This is a genomic window from Pseudonocardia sp. ICBG1142 (assembly GCF_020496255.1).
In the GTDB taxonomy this organism is placed as follows: Bacteria; Actinomycetota; Actinomycetes; order Mycobacteriales; family Pseudonocardiaceae; genus Pseudonocardia.
The window spans coordinates 296,155-314,132 of record NZ_JAHLJC010000004.1 but is presented as its reverse complement, the minus strand read 5'-3'; the positions used below and the strand labels follow the sequence as shown (position 1 = coordinate 314,132).

Genomic DNA, 17,978 nt, shown 5'->3' with positions numbered 1-17,978 from the left:
TGACTCATCCCTTCCGCAGACGTGGGTCGAGAACCAGGTAGAAGAGATCGACGGCGAGGTTGACCAGCGTGTAGAGCAGGGCGATGGCCAGCGCGGCGCCCTGCACCACGGGGTAGTCGCGCTGCAGCACCCCGGCGACGACCATGCCGCCGACACCGGGATAGGCGAAGACCGTCTCGGTGATGACCGCGCCGCCCAGCAGCGAGCCGAACTGCAGCCCGAGCACGGTGACGATGGGCAGCGCCGAGTTGCGCAGTACGTGCCGGAGCAGGATCGCGTTCTCGGTCATGCCCTTCATCCGGGCGGTGCGCACGAAGTCCTCGCCGCGCACCTCCAGGACCGACGCCCGGACGATGCGGGTGATGAAGCCGGCCATCGAGAGGGCGAGCGTGGTGGCCGGCAGGATCAGATGGGCGATCCAGGGCAGGACGAGGTCCGGGCGGTTCTGGAGGATCGCGTCGAGCAGCACGATGTTGGTCGTCGGCTCGTAGCCCAGCGAGTTCGGCAGCCGGCCCAGGACCGGGAGCCAGCCCAGCCACACCCCGAACACCACGACGGACAGCACGCCGAGGGCGAACCAGGGCAACGAGAAGCTGACCGTGCCGACCGCCCGGATCAGGGTGTCGATCCAGGTCCCGCGGTACACCGCGGCGACCAGGCCGGTGACCCCGCCGATCAGGACGGCGATGCCCATCGCCGCGACGGTGAGTTCGAGCGTGGCCGGGAGCGCGGCGCCGAGCAGGCCGAGCACGTCGTTCCCGCCGAAGAACGAGCTGCCCAGGTCGAGCCGGGCCAGGTCGCCGAGGTAGGTCAGGTACTGGGCCAGGAGCGGCCGGTCCAGCCCGAGTGACTCGGCGATCCGTTGCTGGTTCTGCGCGATCTGCTCCGAGGACAGCCCGTCGCCGGCGCCGCCGAGCGCGGTGGCCGCCGAGCCGGGGATGAGCCGCATCGCCAGGAAGACCAGGGTGGCCAGGACGAGCAGCACCACCGGTACGGCGAGCAGCCTGCGCACGATCAGCCGGGTCAGCCCGGAGCCTCCCGGCCGGACGGCGGGGCGCGCCCGTCGGGTCGTCGTCGTGGTCGGGGCGCTCACGGTGTCCCCTTCCGGTCGAGCGCGTCGCGGACGTCGTCGCCGACGAAGTTGCAGGCGACCACGAACACCAGGGTGGCCAGCGCAGGCAGCACGACCAGCGACGGCGCGGTGTAGAGGAACTCCTGACCGGACTGGACCATGTAGCCCCAGTCCGGGGTGGGGGGCTGGATACCGAGCCCGAGATAGGACATGCCGGCCGCGAACCCGGCGGCCACCGACAGCGTGGTGAGCACCTGGACCAGCAGCGGTCCGACGGTGCCGGGAAGCACCTCGGTGAGTGCGATCCGCAGCCCGCCCGTCCCGGCCATCCGGGAGGCGAGCACGTGGTCGCGCGCAGACTCGCGCGCTGCGAGCGCCCGCATCAGCCGGGCGATCCCGGGGGCCAGCGCGATGCCGACACCGACGACCAGGCTGGACGTGCCGGGCCCCGCCGCGGCGACCAGCAGGATGATCAGCAGGACGGACGGGAACGCCAGCGCGACGTCGGTCAGCCGCATCAGCAGCTGCTCGGCCCGGCCCTCGAGGTAGCCGGCGGCGAGCCCGATCGCGACACCGACGACGGTCGCCAGCGCGGTCGCGGCGAGGGCCACCATGAGCAGCGGCTGCGCACCGTGCACCAGCCGTACCAGCTGATCGCGGCCGAGGTCGTCGGTCCCGAGCAGGTGCCCCGGCGACCCCATCGGCAGCAACGCCGACGGCGACTGGCGCAGCGGGTCACCGGTCACCAGCAGCGGACCGGCCACCGCGAGCAGTACATAGGCCAGGACCAGTGCCCAGGACACGACTGCGACCGGTGTGCGGGCGAACCGGCGCCGTGCCCCGCGCCGCACGGTGCCCGTGCCGCCGACGGCCGGCGCGGTCATGCGCCGCTCACGCTTGCGTCCTCGAGGAAGCAGCGGTGGGTGCTGAGGGCGTTGACGTTGACACCGCTCACGCTCGCGCCGGTGACCACCAGGTTCGTGGAGTGCACCAGCATCGAGAGCACCATGAAGTCCTCCGCCCAGCGGCGCTGGATCGCCGAGTAGGCGGCGGTGCGTTCCGGCCCGATCGGCATGTTCCGGGCGGCGACGGTGTCCTCGGTGAATCGCGCGGTGCCGGGCAGGGTGTCGAAACCGGTGGCGCTCGATCCGTACACGCCCCGCGGGACGGCCATGTTCCCGACCGTGTTGTCCGGGTCGGGGACGTAGGAGTTGCGCTCCCACACGATGATCTCGTGGTACGGGTCGTCGGTGTCCATGACGCGGCTGAAGAACGCGGCCGGGTCGACGGAGTCGGAGACCACCGTCAGGCCGATGTCGGTGAGGTTTCGGGCGATCACCTGGGCGGCCCGCGGGTGCCAGGTGTCGCTGGCCGCCATCAGTCGTACCTCGCGGCCGACCGCACCGGCCGCCTCGATCAGCCGGCGGGCCTCGGCGACGTCGGTCCGGCTCAGGTCCGCCAGCGACGGGTCGTGGCCCGGCATCGACGGCGGTACCGCATACCCCGCCGGCAGGGTGCCCACTCCGAAGAAGGCCTGGTCCAGGATGGCCTGCCGGTCGATCGCGAGGTTGATCGCCCGACGCACCCCGAGCTCGGCCAGTGCCGGTCGGCGGACGTCCATCAGCAGCATCGCGTCGTAGCAGTAGGGCGTGTCGTGCACGGTCACCGCGTCGTTCGCCCGCAGCTGCCCGACCGCGGAGTACGGGGTGAACTGGGTGACCGAGACGGCTCCGCTGATCAGTGAGCCGATCATCGTGGAGGAGTCCTGGACCTGCTGCATGACCACCCGGTCGACCGGCGGCCGCCCGCCGGTGAAGCCGTCGAAGGCCTCGAGGGTGACCGACTGCCCGGCGGTCGCGGCGGTGAGGCGGAAGGGGCCGGTGCCGACCAGGTGCTTGCCGATGTCGGCGCCGTGCTGGTCGAGAGCCGCCTTCGAGATCACGCGCGCCCCGATGTCGGACAGCCGGGCGAGCAGCGTGCCGTCCGGGCCCTGTAGGACGATGCGTACGGTCCGCTCGTCCGGTGCGTCGAGGGAGACGAGGTTGCGGCCCAGGCTCTGGAACGGGCGAGAGGCGCCGTCGGGCAGGGTCGGGTCGTCCGCGTTCAGCTGACGGTTCAGGCTGGCCAGCACGTCGGCGGAGGTGAGGGTCGTCCCGTCGTGGAAGGTCACCCCCTGCCGCAGCGCGAACTCGTAGGTCAGCCCGTCCTCGGAGACGGTCCAGCTCTCGGCCAGGTCCGGTCGTGGCTCGGGATCGGTGAAGTCGCAGAAGGTCAGTCCGCGGCAGACCGAGTCGACGACCATCCAGTCGCCGAGGGTGGTGTAGAACGCCGGGTCGAACACCCCGCTGGTCGCGTCGGTGCCCACGGTGAGCGTGCCTCCCGCCGTGCCCCCGCCGCCCCCTCCCGGGGAGGCCACGCCACAGGCGTTCAGCAGGCTCGTCAGGCCGACGCCGAGACCGAGCGCGCCCGCACCGCGGAAGAGGCTGCGGCGCGACAGCTGCCGTCGATCGGTCGGGGTGGTGGGCGGCATCGCGATCTCCTCGGAGGACGTGTCGGTGGTATGGATCCAAAATGCTGTGAGTGGTATCCCGACCGAAGTCTAGGTCGGGATCTGTTTCCGTTCCTTTACGTCGTCATGAACGGGTAGGCGGAGGGCATGGCGTGCACCACGTGCGGTGCAGCGCGCGCATGCGGTGTCACGGAACGTGGAGCGCACCTGCTGTGACCGTGGCCAGGACGCGTCCCCCGGGCAGCGGGCCGGCGGGCCCCAGTGGGTCGACGTCGGTCACGGCGAGATCGGCCGGTCCGCCCACCCGTAGCCGGCCGAGCCCGTCGAGGCCGGCGACCGCCGCGGCCCGGGTGGTGAACAGGGCCAGCGCCTCCTCGGCGGTGATGGCCTCGCCGGGGCCGACCGGGTGCTCGGATCCGCGGATCCTCCGGGTGCGCGCCTGCCACATGCCGTGCAGCGCCGACAGCGGTGGCCCGGGCCCGTCCGAGCCGCCTCCGACGAGCACCCCGGCGTCGATCCAGGAACGGAGCGGGTTCGACCGGGCGGCCACCGCCTCGCCGAGCCGGTCCACGACGGACGCCCCGGCGTTCCACCAGAGAGCAGGGTGGGCCGAGAGGGCCACCCCCAGCGATGCGGTGCGCCGCATCGCCCGTGCGCTCGGTTCGAGGTAGGCGTGGATGAGGTGGAAGCCCAGGCCGGCCACCGGTGTCCGCCGGTCGACCTCCCCCAGCATGTCGAGCACGAGGTCGACGGCGGCGTCGCCGACGGCGTGGATCCCGACCCCCCGCCCGGCTGCCGCGGCGCTCCGGCAGTGTGTCCGCAGCGCCTCGATGCTCAGCGTCCGGTTGCCGGTGTAGCCGTCGGTGCCCGGCCACGGGGTCGACCGCCAGGCCGTGCCGAGGGATCCGCCGCCGTCGAGGAACAGCTTGGTGGGGCCCACCCGCAGCCGGCCGGGATCGGCGCCGGCGACCCCGGACCGTCGTACGGCGGCCTGCAGCGCGGCGTCGTCGAGGTGGTCGTCGCCCAGCGGCATCACCACCACCCGCGTGGCGAGGCGCCCGGAACGTGCCGCGGCCGCGTAGGCGGCGAGCTCGGCGGGGCCGACGGCCGGGTCCATCACGCCGGTGAACCCGTGCCCGCGCAGCAGACGGGTGCCGGTCTCGATCCAACCCGCGCGACGCGCGTCGTCCGGCTCGCCGATCGCGGCGCGTGCGAGATCGGCGGCCGGATGCTCGACGAGCAGGCCGGTCGGCCGGCCGTCGCGGGTGTGCTCGATCCGCCCGCCCGGCGGGTCGGGGGTGGTGGCATCGATCCCGGCAGCCTGCAGACCCGCGGTGTTGACGATCGCGTCGTGCCCCTTGCGGTCGAGGAGGACCGGACGGTGCGGCACGGCGGCGTCGAGGTCGGTGGCGGTGGGCAGCCGGCCCTCGGCCAGGTCCCCGGGGTCGAAACCGGCCTCGGCCTCGATCCAGCCCGTACCGGGGTGGCGGGCGTCGTGCGCGAGAAGGCGGTGCCCGATCTCGGCGATGCTCGTCGCATCGTCGAGGCCGACCCGCTCCTGCGCCCGTCCGGCCCACAGCACGTGCACATGACTGTCGACGAACCCGGGCACGACGAACCCGCCGGCGTCGTGCTCGACGACGCGCCCCCGGCGCAGCTCGCGCCGTACCTCGTCGACCGACCCGAGCGCGACGATCCGGTCGCCCCGGATCCCCACCGCGCCGGCCCGTGGGCGGGCCGGGTCCATGGTGCGGACGTCACCGACGACCAGCAGTGCACCCATGTCGTTCATCGGGCTGGTCACAGCAGGTCGAAGTACTCGCGCTGCTCCCAGGCCGACACGTCGGCCAGGTAGCGCTCGAACTCCGCCCGCTTGAGGTGGACGTACCAGTCGACGACGACGTCACCGAGCTCGCGCCGGAACAGGGCACTGGCGTCGAGCGCGTCGACCGCGGCGCCCAGGGTGCGCGGCAGCCGCGGCGCCTCGTCGCGGTAGGGCGAGTCCGACGGCTCCCCGGGCGAGAGCCCGCGGTCGATCCCGTCGAGACCGCACACCAGCTGGGAGAGGATGTAGAGGTAGGGGTTCGCGCCGGGTTCCCCCGAACGGTTCTCCAGCCGGGCGGCCGGGTCGCCGGCCGAACCGACCACCCGCACCATCGCCCCCTTGTTGTCGGCCCCCACAGCACGCGGTCCGGGGCCAGCGAGTGCGGCTGGTAGCGCTTGTACCCGTTGACGGTGGGTGTGCCGAAGACCGCCGCGGCGACCGCGTGCTCCAGCAGGCCGGCGAGGTAGGACCTGCCGAGCGGTGAGAGGACCGAGTCGGTCCCCGCCCCGGGGAACACCGGGGCGCCGGTGTCGAGATCGCACAGCGACTGGTGCAGGTGCCAGCCGGTGGAGGCGGTCTCGGCCCCCTGCGGCCGGGACATGAACGTGGCGTGCAGGCCCATCCGTGCACACAGCTGCTTGATCGCCGTACGGGCCAGCACGACCTGGTCGGCGACCACCGCCGCCTCGCCCGCCTCCAGGGTGATCTCGAACTGGCTGGGCCCGAACTCGAGTTCGATCGAGCGCAGCGGCAGGTCCAGCCGGGTCAGTGTCCGGTGGATCCCGGTGACCAGTTCGTCGCAGCGGTCCAGGCCACCGATGTCGAGCAGCTGGGAGCCGGGGGTGAGCGGCCGGACCGCGGGAGCGGTGCCCGGCGCGCCGGGCCGGCCGACCTGCGCGGGGTCCATCGCCGGGTCCGCACGGGCGAACACGTGGAACTCCAGCTCCGGGCCGACGGTCAGGCTCATGCCGCGCCCGGCCAGCGCGCCCAGCTGCCGACGCAGCAGACCCCGCGTGCAGAACGGGACCACCCCGCCGTCGGGGTAGTGCAGATCGGCGAGCAGCAGCCCGGTCCGGTTCTCCCACGGCAGCACCCGGAAGGTGGCCGGGTCGGGGACGAGCACCACGTCACCAGCGCCGGAGAAGCCGCGGTGGCCGTCCAGCCGCAGCCCGTCGAACACCGCGAACGTCGAGCGCCCGGACGGGTCCTTCAGCAGCAGCGACGACGGCGCGGTCAGTCCGGAGCGCAGGACGCCCGGCAGTGCGGTACTGGTGATCGACTTGCCGCGCAGCACCCCGTGCTGGTCGACGAAGCAGACCCGGACCAGCTCGATGCCGAGCTCGTCGACCACCCGGCGCAGCTGCGCCGCGGCGGCGTACTGCTGCTCGGACCACAGTCCGTGCCGTTCGACGAAGCCGCCGCGGTCGGCGTCGAGCATCGGGCGGGCGGAGTGCCCGCCGCCGCCCTCGGCCACCGGCCGCTCGTCGACGCTACGCATCGGCGGTCGCCCCCGCTCCGGCCGCCGTGTCGTCGGACAGTGCGGGGGAACCGAGCGGTGTCGCCCACGGGGACTCGGCACGGCGACGGGCGTCGTGGGCGGCCCACTGCCCCTGCCACCCCGTGGTCGGGCCGACCATGTCGACGGCGACCGGACCCACCAGCCGCGCGGCGCCGTCGGCGTCCAGGGGCTGGGCCGGCAGCGGGGAACCCGCCTCGAAGGCCTCCAGCGACTTCAGCAGCAGCCGCCGGTTCGCGGTGACCGCCCGGTCGGAGACCCCGAGCCGCTCGACGGTCCGATCCTGGACCCGGCCCATGCTCTCGACCGCCCACTGGTCGTGGACGTTGATGTCCAGACCCATCCCGGTGTAGGTCAGCTCGCTCTGTTCGGTCGCGTCGAAGCCCCAGTCGTTGCCGCGGTTCCGGATCGGCCGGTAGTCCGGGAGGGTCACCTCGGCCAGCCGCTGCGCGAGCAGGGTCTCGGCGTCGGTCCGCTCGGCGAAGTCGTAGAGGACCATGTACCAGTAGTGGTTCTCGTCGTCGATCGGCACGTGCCACTGCGCGAAGACCTTGTCGTTGCCGAACGGCACCACGAACGCGTTCGGGAACATCAGGTTCGTGATCCGGACGTGTGTGCGCTCCCCGTCGAGCTCACGGATCGCGAACACCCGCAGCCCGTGCTCGGCCCGCTCGACCTCGATGTCCGGGCGGACGTGGTCACCGACCAGCTTGGACAGCTTCTGCCCGGTTCCTGCGACCTCCTCGCTGAACTGCCGGCCGTAGACCTCACGCGGGTCTTCACCCACGAAGCGGTGCAGGAACGAGACGTGGCTCGGATCGATCCCGCCCTCGACGCCCTGCAGCCAGTTGCACTCCCAGAGCCCCTTGAAGGCGAAGGTGTAGGCCTGTGGCGCGGTGAAGCAGTCGAACGCCGGGAACGGCGGCGGATCGCCCGCGCCGAGGTAGGCGAAGACGATGCCGTTGCGCTCCTCGCAGGGGTAGCTGCGGATCCGGATCTTGTCGGCGAAGGTGCTCGACGGCGGCTCGGCCGGCTGCTCCCGGCAGCGGCCGTCCGGCCCGTAGAGCCAGCCGTGGTAGAGGCAGCGCAAGCCGCCGTCCTCGAGCCTGCCGTAGGACAGGTCGACGCCGCGGTGCGCGCAGAACCGGCTGATCAGGCCCCAGCCGCCGTCGTCGCGCCGGAACAGCACGAGGTCCTCGCTCATCAGCCGGACGGCCTTGACCGGCCGGTCCTCCGGCATCTCGGAGACCAGCGCGGCGGGCTGCCAGTAGGAGCGCATCAGCCTGCCGAGCGGGGCGTCCGGGCCGGTGCGGGTCAGCTTCTCGTTGTCCTCGCGCTTCAGCACGACGGGCCTCTCTCGCGTCGGGATCGGTTCACAGGTCGAGTTCCGGCCGCGGATCGCGCGCCGGGCCGCCCGCGCAGGGCGGCCATCAGTGGCAGCACCCGTCGTCGGACCGGGCGGGGGCCGGGGCCGGCAGGTCGAGCGAGGGGTTGCGGTCGAAGAACCCGTCGGGCTCCATCCGCATCCCGATCCGGTGCACGGCCATGACCGGCCACTCCTCGGGACGCGGGTCGTGGTGCACGCCGACGACCGGCCAGAGCACCAGCTCGGCGTCGTCGAGCGGGCGGTCGGCCCGCTGCCACACGTGCACGCCGTCCTCGCCCAGCGGGCCCTGGTTCGGGTACTCACCGGCGATGAAGCGCTCGTCGGGGGCGTAGGCACTGGCCCAGAGCGCCCGGGACACGAACGGCGCCTTGCGCTCCACGACGCTGCCGGGCCGGGCGAACAGCCGGGTCGTGTTCGGGAGCACCAGCCGGTAGCCGGTGGGGTCGCCGAAGCGGTTCGTCCGTTCGGTGCTCTCGACCAGCCAATGCACCGCGCGAGACGGGTCGGCGCTCCGGGCGCCGGCCGCCTCGCTGGTGATCGGCGTGCGGACCATCCGGCAGGCGTTGCCGTACGGGTCGAGCTCCGGGTCGGGCTCGACCTCGGCGTGGATCTCGCTGAGCCGGTTCCGGGGCCCGTCGACCGCGGTGTCCAGACGCAGCCCGAAGTAGTGCTGGTGGTTCGACGCCTGCACGTCGGCGCCGACCCGGCGACCGTGCCGGGCGGCCCCGTCCGGTCCGAGCCCGGTGACCGACATGATGCCGGTCAGCTTGATCTCCAGGTCGATCGTGCCGTCCTGGTGGAACGACCAGTAGAAGCCGTAGTCGTAGTTGGCGACGGTGGCGAAGGAGGAGACGACCATCTTCCGGCTCCGGCGCACCTCGGCGTGGCCGGTGCGGGTGTTGACGTGCTTCCAGAGGATCGAGGCGTCCTCCTCGTGCAGGCACACCGCGTTCCGGACGGTCCGCGGCTCGCCGTGCCCGCCCAGCACGGCGGCGTCGAGGTAGCGGATCTCGCCGAGGCAGTCGCAGCCCAGCGCCAGCGATGCCGTGAGCGGGCCCGCGCCGTACTCGCCCCAGTCGAAGAAGTTCTTCCGGTACGCCGTCGGGTCCGGGTCGAGGTAGGGCACGTACATCTCGTTGACCGCGGCCCGGCGCAGCACCGTGCGCTCGCGGTCGCCGTCGAGGTAGCGCACGTCGTGCAGCACCATGCCCTCGCGGTGGGTGAAGCCCACCCGGAACGACCAGTTCTGCCAGCGCACCAGGTGCCCGTCGACGGTGAAGCCCGGCCCGTCGGGCTGGACGATCTCCAGCGGGGCGACGACACGGTCCGGGCCCCAGGCACCGGATCGGTAGTTCCCGGCCTCGGCGGTGGGCGGGCCGGAGTCGTGGTCCTCGATCCGCAGGACCTCGAAGGTCTCCATGTCGACGATCGGGACCAGGCCGGGGACCGGGCGCGCGTAGCCGTTGTCGTCGGGGTGCTCGCGGTGCCAGACCGCCCCCAGGACAGCCGCCGCCCGGCGAACTCCGGGGGCTCGAAGCCGGTGATCGACTCCGGGTCGACCCAGACCAGCGACGGGTCGGTGATCCCGCGGCGGGCCAGTGCCGCGCGCATCCCGGGATCGTCACGGCAGGCCTGGGCCATCATCCGGGCCTCCTCGCTGGAGATCCCGGGCCGGCGGGCGTCCACCGGGGTCCAGGTCTGCAACGTCGCCGGCCGGTCGGTCCCCGACGTCCAGCCGGTGACCTCCCATGCGGCGTGCGCGTCGGGGTTCATGACGATCGACCGGACCGGCCGACCGACGCCCGCCGGCAGGTCCCGGGCACGGTGCTCGTCGACCGACACCCCCCAGAACCGGGGGTGCTCGCCGATCCGCGGGTCGGCCTTCACCAGGTCGACGATCTCGGCGATCTCCGACTCGGCGAGGGGCTCGGTCCAGTGCCGTTCGGCCGGGGACGGTGGGGTCTGCCGGCCGAACCGCGGGCCACTCCCGGCTCCCGGTGTCCGTTCCGGTCCGGACGCGGCCACGCCCTCGATCACGCTCATCGGGTCGGTCCTCCTCCACCGGGTGCCCGGACGAGTCCGGAGCGACCACGGGTCGACGGTTGGTATCCATGACGGACTAAAGTGGATCCGAAAGTGACGGCTGTGGCTCGACGACGACGGCGGACGGCCGCCTGCGGAACTGATCCACGACCCACGGGTTGGGATCCATCCCGGGTGAGCACGCACCCGTCAGCTATCATTTCGGGTCCACCGGCGCGGTATCGCCGCCACGCGACGGCGCTGAGGACGGGGGGACGGGCATGGTCCGGCGTACACCGGAGACCGACGGGACCGAGGGTGGGGCCGCGCAGGGAGCGCCGGGTGCCACGCTGGTCGACGATCTCGCCGCCCGCATCCGGGACATGATCATGGGTGGGGACATCCCGATCGGCGGCCAGCTGCGTCAGGCCGAGCTCGCCACCCTGTTCGGCGTCAGCCGCACCCCGATCCGTGAGGCGATCCGCCAGCTGCAGAACGGCGGGCTGATCGCGGTGCACCCGCACCGCGGCGCGGTCGTGCGGGTGCCCGCGCCGTGGGAGGTCCGGGAGGCCTACGAGGTGCGCGCCGAGCTCGAGGCGCTCGCCGCCCGCCGCGCGGTCGCCCGGATCACCCGCGAGCAGCTCGACGAGCTGGAGAGCGACAACCGGGAGATGTACGAGCAGTCCGCCGCCCAGGGCGAGGGCCGCACACCGGTGCACCGGGCGGCCAACGATGCCTTCCACACCCTGATCTCCGAGGTCGCGGGCAACGCCCGGCTCACCCGCTCCATCGAGGACATCAACGGCGCGTTCCCGCGCAACGTGTCCTCGCAGCTGATCGTCAACGACAGCCGGCACCGCGACGAGAACTTCGCCGAGCACGAGCGGATCATCGCCGCGCTCCGCGCCGGAGATGCCGACGCCGCGGCCGCCGAGATGCGGGCGCACGTCATCGCGGCCGGTGACGCGCTGGCCCGCTGGTACGAGCAGCGCTCCGCCACGGTGTTCGTCGGCTGAGACGGATCCGCCGACCGTCGCGGTCATGCTGCGGTCAGTCGTCGGGTGACGCCGACGAAGTCGAGGTCGGGACGGTCGATCCCGTCGCACAGGTCGGCGGCCGCCTCGCCCACGGCGGGCCCGAACTTGAACCCGTGGCCGGAGCAGGCCGCGGTGACCACCACCTGCGGCGTCGCCGGGAGCCTCCCGATGACGAAGCGGCGGTCCGTCGTCATCGTGTAGAGGCATGCCCTCGCCTCGGCGACGTCGGTGGACGGGTGGGCGGGCACCTCCGGTACGTGCCGGGACATCAGGGTGCACAGCGCGGCGACCTCGTCCGCGGCCGCCGGGTCGACGGGACGCTCGGGGCCCCAGATCCGTTCGGTGTCGGTGCCGGCCTTGTAGCCGCTGCCCGCCACGTCGGGCAGCCCGAACATCAGCCCCTGTGGCCGGTGCACCGAGAACGCGGGGAGCGACGGGGGAACGGCGGCGGGGTGCCCCGGACGCAGTGTGACGGTGAGGATCCGCCAGGTGCTGAACAGTCCGCCGAGCTCGGGTACCAGATCGGGGACCCAGCCCGCGGTGGCGACGACCAGGCGTCGGGCCCGGACGCTGCGTCGTCCGGTGTGGACGACGACGCCCGCGTCCGGCCCGGAGCCGACGGGCATCCAGCTCAGCACGGGCTCGTCGAAGCTCAGTTCGGCGCCGTCCGTGCGGGCGGCCGCGCGGGCCGCGTGCAGCGCGGCCCCGGCCTCCAGCACACCGGCGTCCGGGTCGGAGACGGCGTGCCAGCCGTCCGGCAGCGACAGTCCCGGGGCGAGCTCGCGCAGCCGGTCGGGGTCCGAGACGGTCTCGCAACCGGGGCCCTGCAGCTGCCCGGGCTCGGGGTGGGCGTAGAGCCCGCCGGTGCGGTGCAGCAGCGTCTCGCCGGTGCGCCGCTCCCAGCGCCGCCAGCCGACGTAGGCCCGCTCGACCAGCGGGTTCCACACCGGGTTCGGGTAGGCGCGGCGGATCATCCGGGTCCGCCCGTGCGAGGAACCACGCCGGTGGCCCTCGCCGAACCGGTCGAAGCCGATCACCCGCCGGCCGCGCGCGGCGAGCTCGTACGCCGCGGCGGTGCCGTGCACGCCCAGCCCGGCGACGACGACGTCGGCGTCGAGCACGGTGCGGGTCACCGGTGTCCCGCCGTGATCGTGTCCACGACGGACAGCAGGGCGTCGAGGTCGTCGGCGTCGTTGTAGACGTGCACCGAGGCGCGCACGACCGCGGGAACCTCGCGTGCGCCGAGATCCCACTGACCGTGGCTCGCCGGGACGGTCACGACCCGGACCCGCGCCGCGGCGAGCCGGTGCTTGACCTCGGCGGGCTCGACGCCGTCGACGGTGAAGGTCACCATCCCGGAGGTGCTCGCGGCCGGGTCGCGCACGGTCACCCCGGGTCGCGACCGCAGCTGCTCGCGCAGCCTCGCGCCGAGTGCGACCAGATGTGCGGTGGTGACGTCGAGACCCCGCTCGACCGTCTCACGGACCGCGACCCCCAGGCCGAGCCGGCAGGCAACCGAGTGCTCCCAGGTCTCGAAGCGGCGTGCGGTGCCGGCCAGGGTCCACTCGCGCTCCGCGGTCCACGCGGCACCCCGCACGTCCGGGGCGCCCGGTTCGAGGGTGGGCAGCACATCGGGGTGCACCCAGGCGAAGGCCGTACCCCGCGGGGCCCGCAGGAACTTCCGCCCGGTCGTGACCAGTACGTCGCAGCCGATCTCGCCGACGTCGACGGGCAGGTGGCCGACCGACTGGGTGGCGTCGACGACCAGGCGGGCCCCGTGCCGGCGGGTCAGCGCGCCGAGCGCGGCGACCGGCTCCACCAGCCCGGACGACGTCGGCAGGTGAGCGACGAACACGATCGCCGGCCCACCACCGTGCAGGCTCAGCGCGAGGGCGTCGAGGTCGACGGCACCGGTCGCGGGGTCGACGGGGAGGATCTCGAGCCCGGTCCCGGTGCGCCGGGCGTGGGCCATGAGGTGCAGGGCGTGGCTCACGTAGGCCGAGCGGCTCACGAGCAGCCGCGGTGTCCCGCTGCTCACGAGCGCGTCGACCAGCACCCGCAGGCCGGTGGTGGCCGTGTCGAACAACGCGATCTCCGCCGCCCGGGCACCGACGAGCTCGGCGACGTCGTCGTAGACGGCCTCGACCGCCTCACCCACCGCGGCTGCGGCCTCGTAACCTCCGTCGCGCTCCTCGCGGCGGAGGTGCTCGACCACGGCGTCGACGACAGCAGCGGTCGGCAGGGCCGCGCCGGCTGCGTTGAGGTGGTGCGACTCGGTGACACCGGGGGTGCGGGCCCGTTCCGCGGCGACGTCGATCCCCGGCACGGGTGCCGTCCCGAGGGCCGGCCGGGGGGCCGGGCCGGTGATCGACTCGGGGCTCACAGCGCCACCACGACGGCCCGGGACTCGACGAAGCCCAGCAGCGCCTCGTCACCGAGGTCCCGGCCGAGGCCGCTGTCCTTGACCCCGCCGAACGACAGGGCCGGGTCGAACACGTTGTAGGTGTTGACCCATACGGTCCCGACCTCGAGACGCGCGGCGATGCGGTGGGCGCGACCGAGGTCCCGGGTCCAGACACCGGCGGCGAGCCCGTAGGTCGAGTCGTTCGCGAGGGCGAGTGCCTCGTCCTCGTCGTCGAAGGCGAGGACGCCGAGGACCGGGCCGAAGATCTCCTCCCGGGCGATCACCATGTTGTTCGTGACGCCGGTGAACAGGGTCGGTTCGACGTAGTAGCCGGGCCCGTCCGAACAACCCCCGCCCACGACGAGCTCGGCCCCCTCCGCCCGGCCCTTCTCGATGTAGCCGAGTACCTGGCTGCGCTGCTCGTGCGAGACCAGCGGTCCGACCGAGATCCCGCCGGCGAGCCCGTCGCCCATCGGGACCCGCCCGACGGCGGCCCGCAGTCGTTCGGTGAGCTCGGGCAGGATCGAGCGCTGCACGAGCAGTCGGCTGCCGGCGGTGCACATCTGGCCGGAGTGCCCGAAGGACGCACGCATCGCGGTGGTGACGACGGCGTCGAGGTCGGCGTCGTCGAAGACGATGTTGGCGCTCTTGCCGCCCAGCTCCAGCGTCGAGTGCGGGAGCCGGCCTGCCGCGGCGCCCCCGACCTCCCGGCCGACGGCGGTGCTGCCGGTGAACGACACCGTCGCGACGCCGGGGTGGGCGGTCAGCGCCGCGCCGACACGGCCGTCGCCGGTCAGCACGTTCGCCACGCCAGGGGGCACGCCCGCCTCGATCAGCAGCTCGGCCAGGCGCAGCATCGTCAGCGGTGTCTGCTCGGCGGGCTTGACCACCACCGGGCAGCCTGCGGCCAGGGCCGGGGCGAGCTTGAACGCGGCTGTCATGATCGGGAAGTTCCACGGCAGGATCAGCGCGGCCACCCCGACCGGCTGCAGCGTCGTGTAGACGTGATGGGACCCGCCGTCGATCGGGACGGTGCTGCCGGTCAACCGGCTCGGGGCGCCGGCGAAGTGCCGGAACGTGCGCGCCGCCTGGCCGGTGTCGGCCCGTGAGCGTTCGATCGGCTTGCCGTTGTCGCGGGTCTCGAGGATCGCGAGGTCCTCGAGATCCCGCTCGATCAGGTCGGCCACCCGGTTCAGTACGGCCGTCCGCTCCAGCGGGGCGAGTCCGGACCACCGGCGGTCCCGCAGCGCGGTACCCGCGGCGGCGACGGCGGCGTCCACGTCGGCGTCGTCGGCCTGCACGGCGTGGGTCAGGACCTCCTCGGTGGCGGGGTCGACGACCGGGAACGTGGCCCGGTCGCCGGCCGGGATCCGGGCCCCGTCGATGTACAGCCCGGCCGACGGCGCGAGCGAGGGCAACGAAGAACGCACGGACTCTCCTGACCTGACGTAGATTGGATCCAACATTAGGATTCTTTGGATCCGATGTGCAAGAGATTCCACACACACCGTGCGCGTGGTCGAACGACGCCGGCACGAGACGTGCCGACGGGCCGCACGGGCCGTGCGATCCGGCGGTGGTGGTGGCCGAACGGCCGACGCGGCGCAGGTCGCCGGTGGTGCCGCGTGGGGCTCGACCGGACCAGGGGTGCCGACCTGCTCTGGCTCGCCCTCGCTCGAGTGGTCGCCCCGTCGATCCGGGCGGCCGCTGCGGATGCGGCCGGGGTCACGCGCGCGGGTCCGGAGAGCACGGGACCGCCCGAAGGCCCGTGACCGGTTTCGGAGGATCTGTGTCCGAGCCGGCGTCGCAGGACCGTGGTGTCGTTTCATGGACAGCGGATCGTGCTGATATCGCATTGCCGCTGAAGTGTTCGCCTGCTAGCGTCCTCGCCGGCATTCAATGGTGGGCACGATCTCCTGTGTGAGGATGTGATCGGTCAAGAAGTGCGAATGAAGAGGACCGGGGGTCCTCCGGCAGAGCCGGACGACAAGGACCCGCGGTTGAGGAGAGCGAAGCCACGCTCGGTCAGATCTCTGTCTCGCTGTACTCGCGCGATAACGCAGAGGTCGAGACCCCACTCCGGCGCCACCGCGCGCTGTCTTTTCGTCTACTTCTGACCACACCGTTGACCTGGCGTTCGCGCTGAGAGCCGAGCGCCGGTCGACCGTCTCGTAGGGATGTCGTCGTGTCCACGCCTCGTTCCGGCTCGCTGACGGCGGAGCTGTCCTCCACTCGGGTGCGCACCGTCATGGTGGCGCTGATGGCCGCCGTCTTCCTGTCATTGCTCGATGCCCAGGTCGTCGCCACCGCGCTGGAGGCTTATTCAGGCTCCGTCAGGTAAGTGTGTAGAAGATGAGTCCGATGACTGCCGAGATTGTCGTTTTAAATGTGGCGTAGGGCCGCCGGTAGTCTGTGTGGAGAACTTTCCACGTTTTGATATGGGCGATGACTCGTTCGATGGTGGCGCGTGTGTGGTTGAGGCTCTTGTTGAATGTTTTTTGCCAGTCGAGAAGTTCCCGGCCGGGTGGTTTTTTGAACGGGGTGAGCATGCCGCGCCCGATGTATCCTTTATCGCCGATCGGGGGGTATGTGGCGAGGTGGTCGAGGGCGCCGGATTGGTCGAGGCAATATAGGTCGTGTCGGGATCCTGGGGTCGGGTCGGAGATCCACGACAGCTGCCCTTCCAGGGTGGCTGCGACCTGGACGACGACGCCGGTGGTGCGATGCTTGCCCGACCACAGACCCGGCACCGCGGCCCATGACCAGCAGGGCAGCAAGGTTCCATCGATGATGTACTGCCGATCGGCACGAAGCTCCTCTGCCGTCGGAACGACACTCCGCAGCGCCTGTGCCAGCAACGGTGTCACCCCCGTGATCGCTCGACTAACCGTCGACTGCGACACCCCATAGGTTTCCGCCAACTCCCACTGCACACGATTCCCGCGCAGATACGCCAACGTGATCACCACCGACCAGAACAACCCCAGAACCGGCGGCCAAGACAAACGTGCCTCCGTCGCGTCCCGCTGATCCTGCTCATACACTATAGCGACAAGATCCTGAATTTCATCACGCCGGAAACCAGTGGTATAGTACATACTGCGGCAGCCCGTTCATCTCGGATTGATTCGGCAAACCAATATTCGCGATGGACGGGCTGTCGCCCAACCCGACACGCCGGGCTAGATCGTTATATCACGGGGCCTGAATAAGCCTCCTGGTACGCATCGTCGGCGACCTGGGTTCCCTGAACCAGTTCGGATGGGTCACCGCGGGTTATCTCATCGGCGGTACGGTCGCATTGCCGATCTGCGGCAAGTGGGGTGACCTGAGGCTTATTCAGGCTCCGTCAGGTAAGTGTGTAGAAGATGAGTCCGATGACTGCCGAGATTGTCGTTTTAAATGTGGCGTAGGGCCGCCGGTAGTCTGTGTGGAGAACTTTCCACGTTTTGATATGGGCGATGACTCGTTCGATGGTGGCGCGTGTGTGGTTGAGGCTCTTGTTGAATGTTTTTTGCCAGTCGAGAAGTTCCCGGCCGGGTGGTTTTTTGAACGGGGTGAGCATGCCGCGCCCGATGTATCCTTTATCGCCGATCGGGGGGTATGTGGCGAGGTGGTCGAGGGCGCCGGATTGGTCGAGGCAATATAGGTCGTGTCGGGAGCCTGGGGTCGGGTCGGAGATCCACGACAGCTGCCCTTCCAGGGTGGCTGCGACCTGGACGACGACGCCGGTGGTGCGATGCTTGCCCGACCACAGACCCGGCACCGCGGCCCATGACCAGCAGGGCAGCAAGGTTCCATCGATGATGTACTGCCGATCGGCACGAAGCTCCTCTGCCGTCGGAACGACACTCCGCAGCGCCTGTGCCAGCAACGGTGTCACCCCCGTGATCGCTCGACTAACCGTCGACTGCGACACCCCATAGGTTTCCGCCAACTCCCACTGCACACGATTCCCGCGCAGATACGCCAACGTGATCACCACCGACCAGAACAACCCCAGAACCGGCGGCCAAGACAAACGTGCCTCCGTCGCGTCCCGCTGATCCTGCTCATACACTATAGCGACAAGATCCTGAATTTCATCACGCCGGAAACCAGTGGTATAGTACATACTGCGGCAGCCCGTTCATCTCGGATTGATTCGGCAAACCAATATTCGCGATGGACGGGCTGTCGCCCAACCCGACACGCCGGGCTAGATCG

General features: G+C 71.5%; 13 protein-coding genes and 1 pseudogene. 2 read left to right on the top strand and 12 right to left on the bottom strand.

Annotated features, from left to right (window positions below; translation table 11 throughout):
- Window positions 1–4: 4 nt before the first annotated feature.
- The 7 genes and pseudogenes from KPL59_RS03965 to KPL59_RS03935 all read right to left on the bottom strand — a co-directional run bounded on the left by KPL59_RS03965 (window position 5) and on the right by KPL59_RS03935 (window position 9,729).
- On the bottom strand, window positions 5–1,093 hold the full coding sequence (locus KPL59_RS03965; RefSeq protein WP_226359968.1) for an ABC transporter permease: 1,089 nt from the start codon (window positions 1,091–1,093) through the stop codon (window positions 5–7).
- Complete coding sequence (locus KPL59_RS03960) at window positions 1,090–1,956, bottom strand: ABC transporter permease (RefSeq protein ID WP_226359967.1); 867 nt, start codon at window positions 1,954–1,956, stop codon at window positions 1,090–1,092. The genes KPL59_RS03965 and KPL59_RS03960 overlap by 4 nt, the downstream gene beginning before the upstream one ends.
- Window positions 1,953–3,602 carry an ABC transporter substrate-binding protein gene (locus tag KPL59_RS03955; protein WP_226359966.1) on the bottom strand — a complete coding sequence of 550 codons (1,650 nt, stop codon included), beginning with the start codon at window positions 3,600–3,602 and terminating at the stop codon, window positions 1,953–1,955. Before KPL59_RS03955 ends, KPL59_RS03960 begins: the two co-directional genes overlap by 4 nt.
- A gap of 166 nt (window positions 3,603–3,768) precedes the next feature.
- Window positions 3,769–5,364, bottom strand: a complete 1,596-nt coding sequence (locus tag KPL59_RS03950) for an amidohydrolase (RefSeq protein ID WP_226359965.1) — start codon at window positions 5,362–5,364, stop codon at window positions 3,769–3,771.
- A gap of 17 nt (window positions 5,365–5,381) precedes the next feature.
- Window positions 5,382–6,373, bottom strand: a pseudogene (locus KPL59_RS37400) (hypothetical protein).
- A 523-nt stretch (window positions 6,374–6,896) separates the two neighbouring features.
- Window positions 6,897–8,267, bottom strand: coding sequence for a Rieske 2Fe-2S domain-containing protein (locus KPL59_RS03940; RefSeq protein WP_075307835.1), 1,371 nt, complete (start codon window positions 8,265–8,267; stop codon window positions 6,897–6,899).
- 85 nt (window positions 8,268–8,352) lie between these two features.
- Window positions 8,353–9,729, bottom strand: coding sequence for a histamine oxidase (locus KPL59_RS03935; protein WP_226359964.1), 1,377 nt, complete (start codon window positions 9,727–9,729; stop codon window positions 8,353–8,355).
- An 883-nt stretch (window positions 9,730–10,612) separates the two neighbouring features.
- Here KPL59_RS03935 and KPL59_RS03930 point away from each other — a divergent pair.
- Complete coding sequence (locus tag KPL59_RS03930; RefSeq protein ID WP_075333077.1) at window positions 10,613–11,347, top strand: GntR family transcriptional regulator; 735 nt, start codon at window positions 10,613–10,615, stop codon at window positions 11,345–11,347.
- A 23-nt stretch (window positions 11,348–11,370) separates the two neighbouring features.
- On the opposite strand, the gene KPL59_RS03925 is transcribed toward KPL59_RS03930, so the two are convergent.
- Genes KPL59_RS03925 through KPL59_RS03915 form a run of 3 tightly spaced genes read right to left on the bottom strand, consistent with a single transcriptional unit; the run spans window position 11,371 to window position 15,202 of the window.
- A complete protein-coding gene (locus KPL59_RS03925; protein ID WP_226359963.1) occupies window positions 11,371–12,501 on the bottom strand; it encodes an FAD-dependent oxidoreductase in 1,131 nt (376 codons plus the stop codon).
- Window positions 12,498–13,751 carry an aminotransferase class V-fold PLP-dependent enzyme gene (locus KPL59_RS03920; RefSeq protein WP_226359962.1) on the bottom strand — a complete coding sequence of 418 codons (1,254 nt, stop codon included), beginning with the start codon at window positions 13,749–13,751 and terminating at the stop codon, window positions 12,498–12,500. Before KPL59_RS03920 ends, KPL59_RS03925 begins: the two co-directional genes overlap by 4 nt.
- Window positions 13,748–15,202 (bottom strand): aldehyde dehydrogenase, encoded by a 1,455-nt coding sequence (locus KPL59_RS03915; protein ID WP_226359961.1) that lies wholly within the window; start codon window positions 15,200–15,202, stop codon window positions 13,748–13,750. Before KPL59_RS03915 ends, KPL59_RS03920 begins: the two co-directional genes overlap by 4 nt.
- Window positions 15,203–15,957: 755 nt before the next feature.
- On the opposite strand from KPL59_RS03915, the gene KPL59_RS03910 reads away from it, so the two are divergent.
- The gene (locus tag KPL59_RS03910; RefSeq protein WP_226359960.1) at window positions 15,958–16,113 is read left to right on the top strand and encodes a hypothetical protein; all 156 of its coding nucleotides are present in this window, start codon (window positions 15,958–15,960) and stop codon (window positions 16,111–16,113) included.
- Here KPL59_RS03910 and KPL59_RS03905 read toward each other — a convergent pair.
- Window positions 16,106–16,870: a transposase gene (locus KPL59_RS03905; RefSeq protein ID WP_226359944.1), complete on the bottom strand. Its 765-nt coding sequence runs from the start codon at window positions 16,868–16,870 to the stop codon at window positions 16,106–16,108. The two genes, KPL59_RS03910 and KPL59_RS03905, sit on opposite strands and share 8 nt — an antisense overlap.
- A gap of 251 nt (window positions 16,871–17,121) precedes the next feature.
- Window positions 17,122–17,886: a transposase gene (locus tag KPL59_RS03900; protein ID WP_226359944.1), complete on the bottom strand. Its 765-nt coding sequence runs from the start codon at window positions 17,884–17,886 to the stop codon at window positions 17,122–17,124.
- Window positions 17,887–17,978: the final 92 nt, after the last annotated feature.

Bases quoted from the DNA above. Each gene is read 5' to 3' on its own strand.
- KPL59_RS03935 (WP_226359964.1), bottom strand. From the start codon at position 9,729: ATGGAGACCTTCGAGGTCCTGCGGATCGAGGACCACGACTCCGGCCCG.
- KPL59_RS03960 (WP_226359967.1), bottom strand. From the start codon at position 1,956: ATGACCGCGCCGGCCGTCGGCGGCACGGGCACCGTGCGGCGCGGGGCA.
- KPL59_RS03955 (WP_226359966.1), bottom strand. From the start codon at position 3,602: ATGCCGCCCACCACCCCGACCGATCGACGGCAGCTGTCGCGCCGCAGC.
- KPL59_RS03900 (WP_226359944.1), bottom strand. From the start codon at position 17,886: ATGTACTATACCACTGGTTTCCGGCGTGATGAAATTCAGGATCTTGTC.
- KPL59_RS03950 (WP_226359965.1), bottom strand. From the start codon at position 5,364: ATGGGTGCACTGCTGGTCGTCGGTGACGTCCGCACCATGGACCCGGCC.
- KPL59_RS03930 (WP_075333077.1), top strand. From the start codon at position 10,613: ATGGTCCGGCGTACACCGGAGACCGACGGGACCGAGGGTGGGGCCGCG.
- KPL59_RS03905 (WP_226359944.1), bottom strand. From the start codon at position 16,870: ATGTACTATACCACTGGTTTCCGGCGTGATGAAATTCAGGATCTTGTC.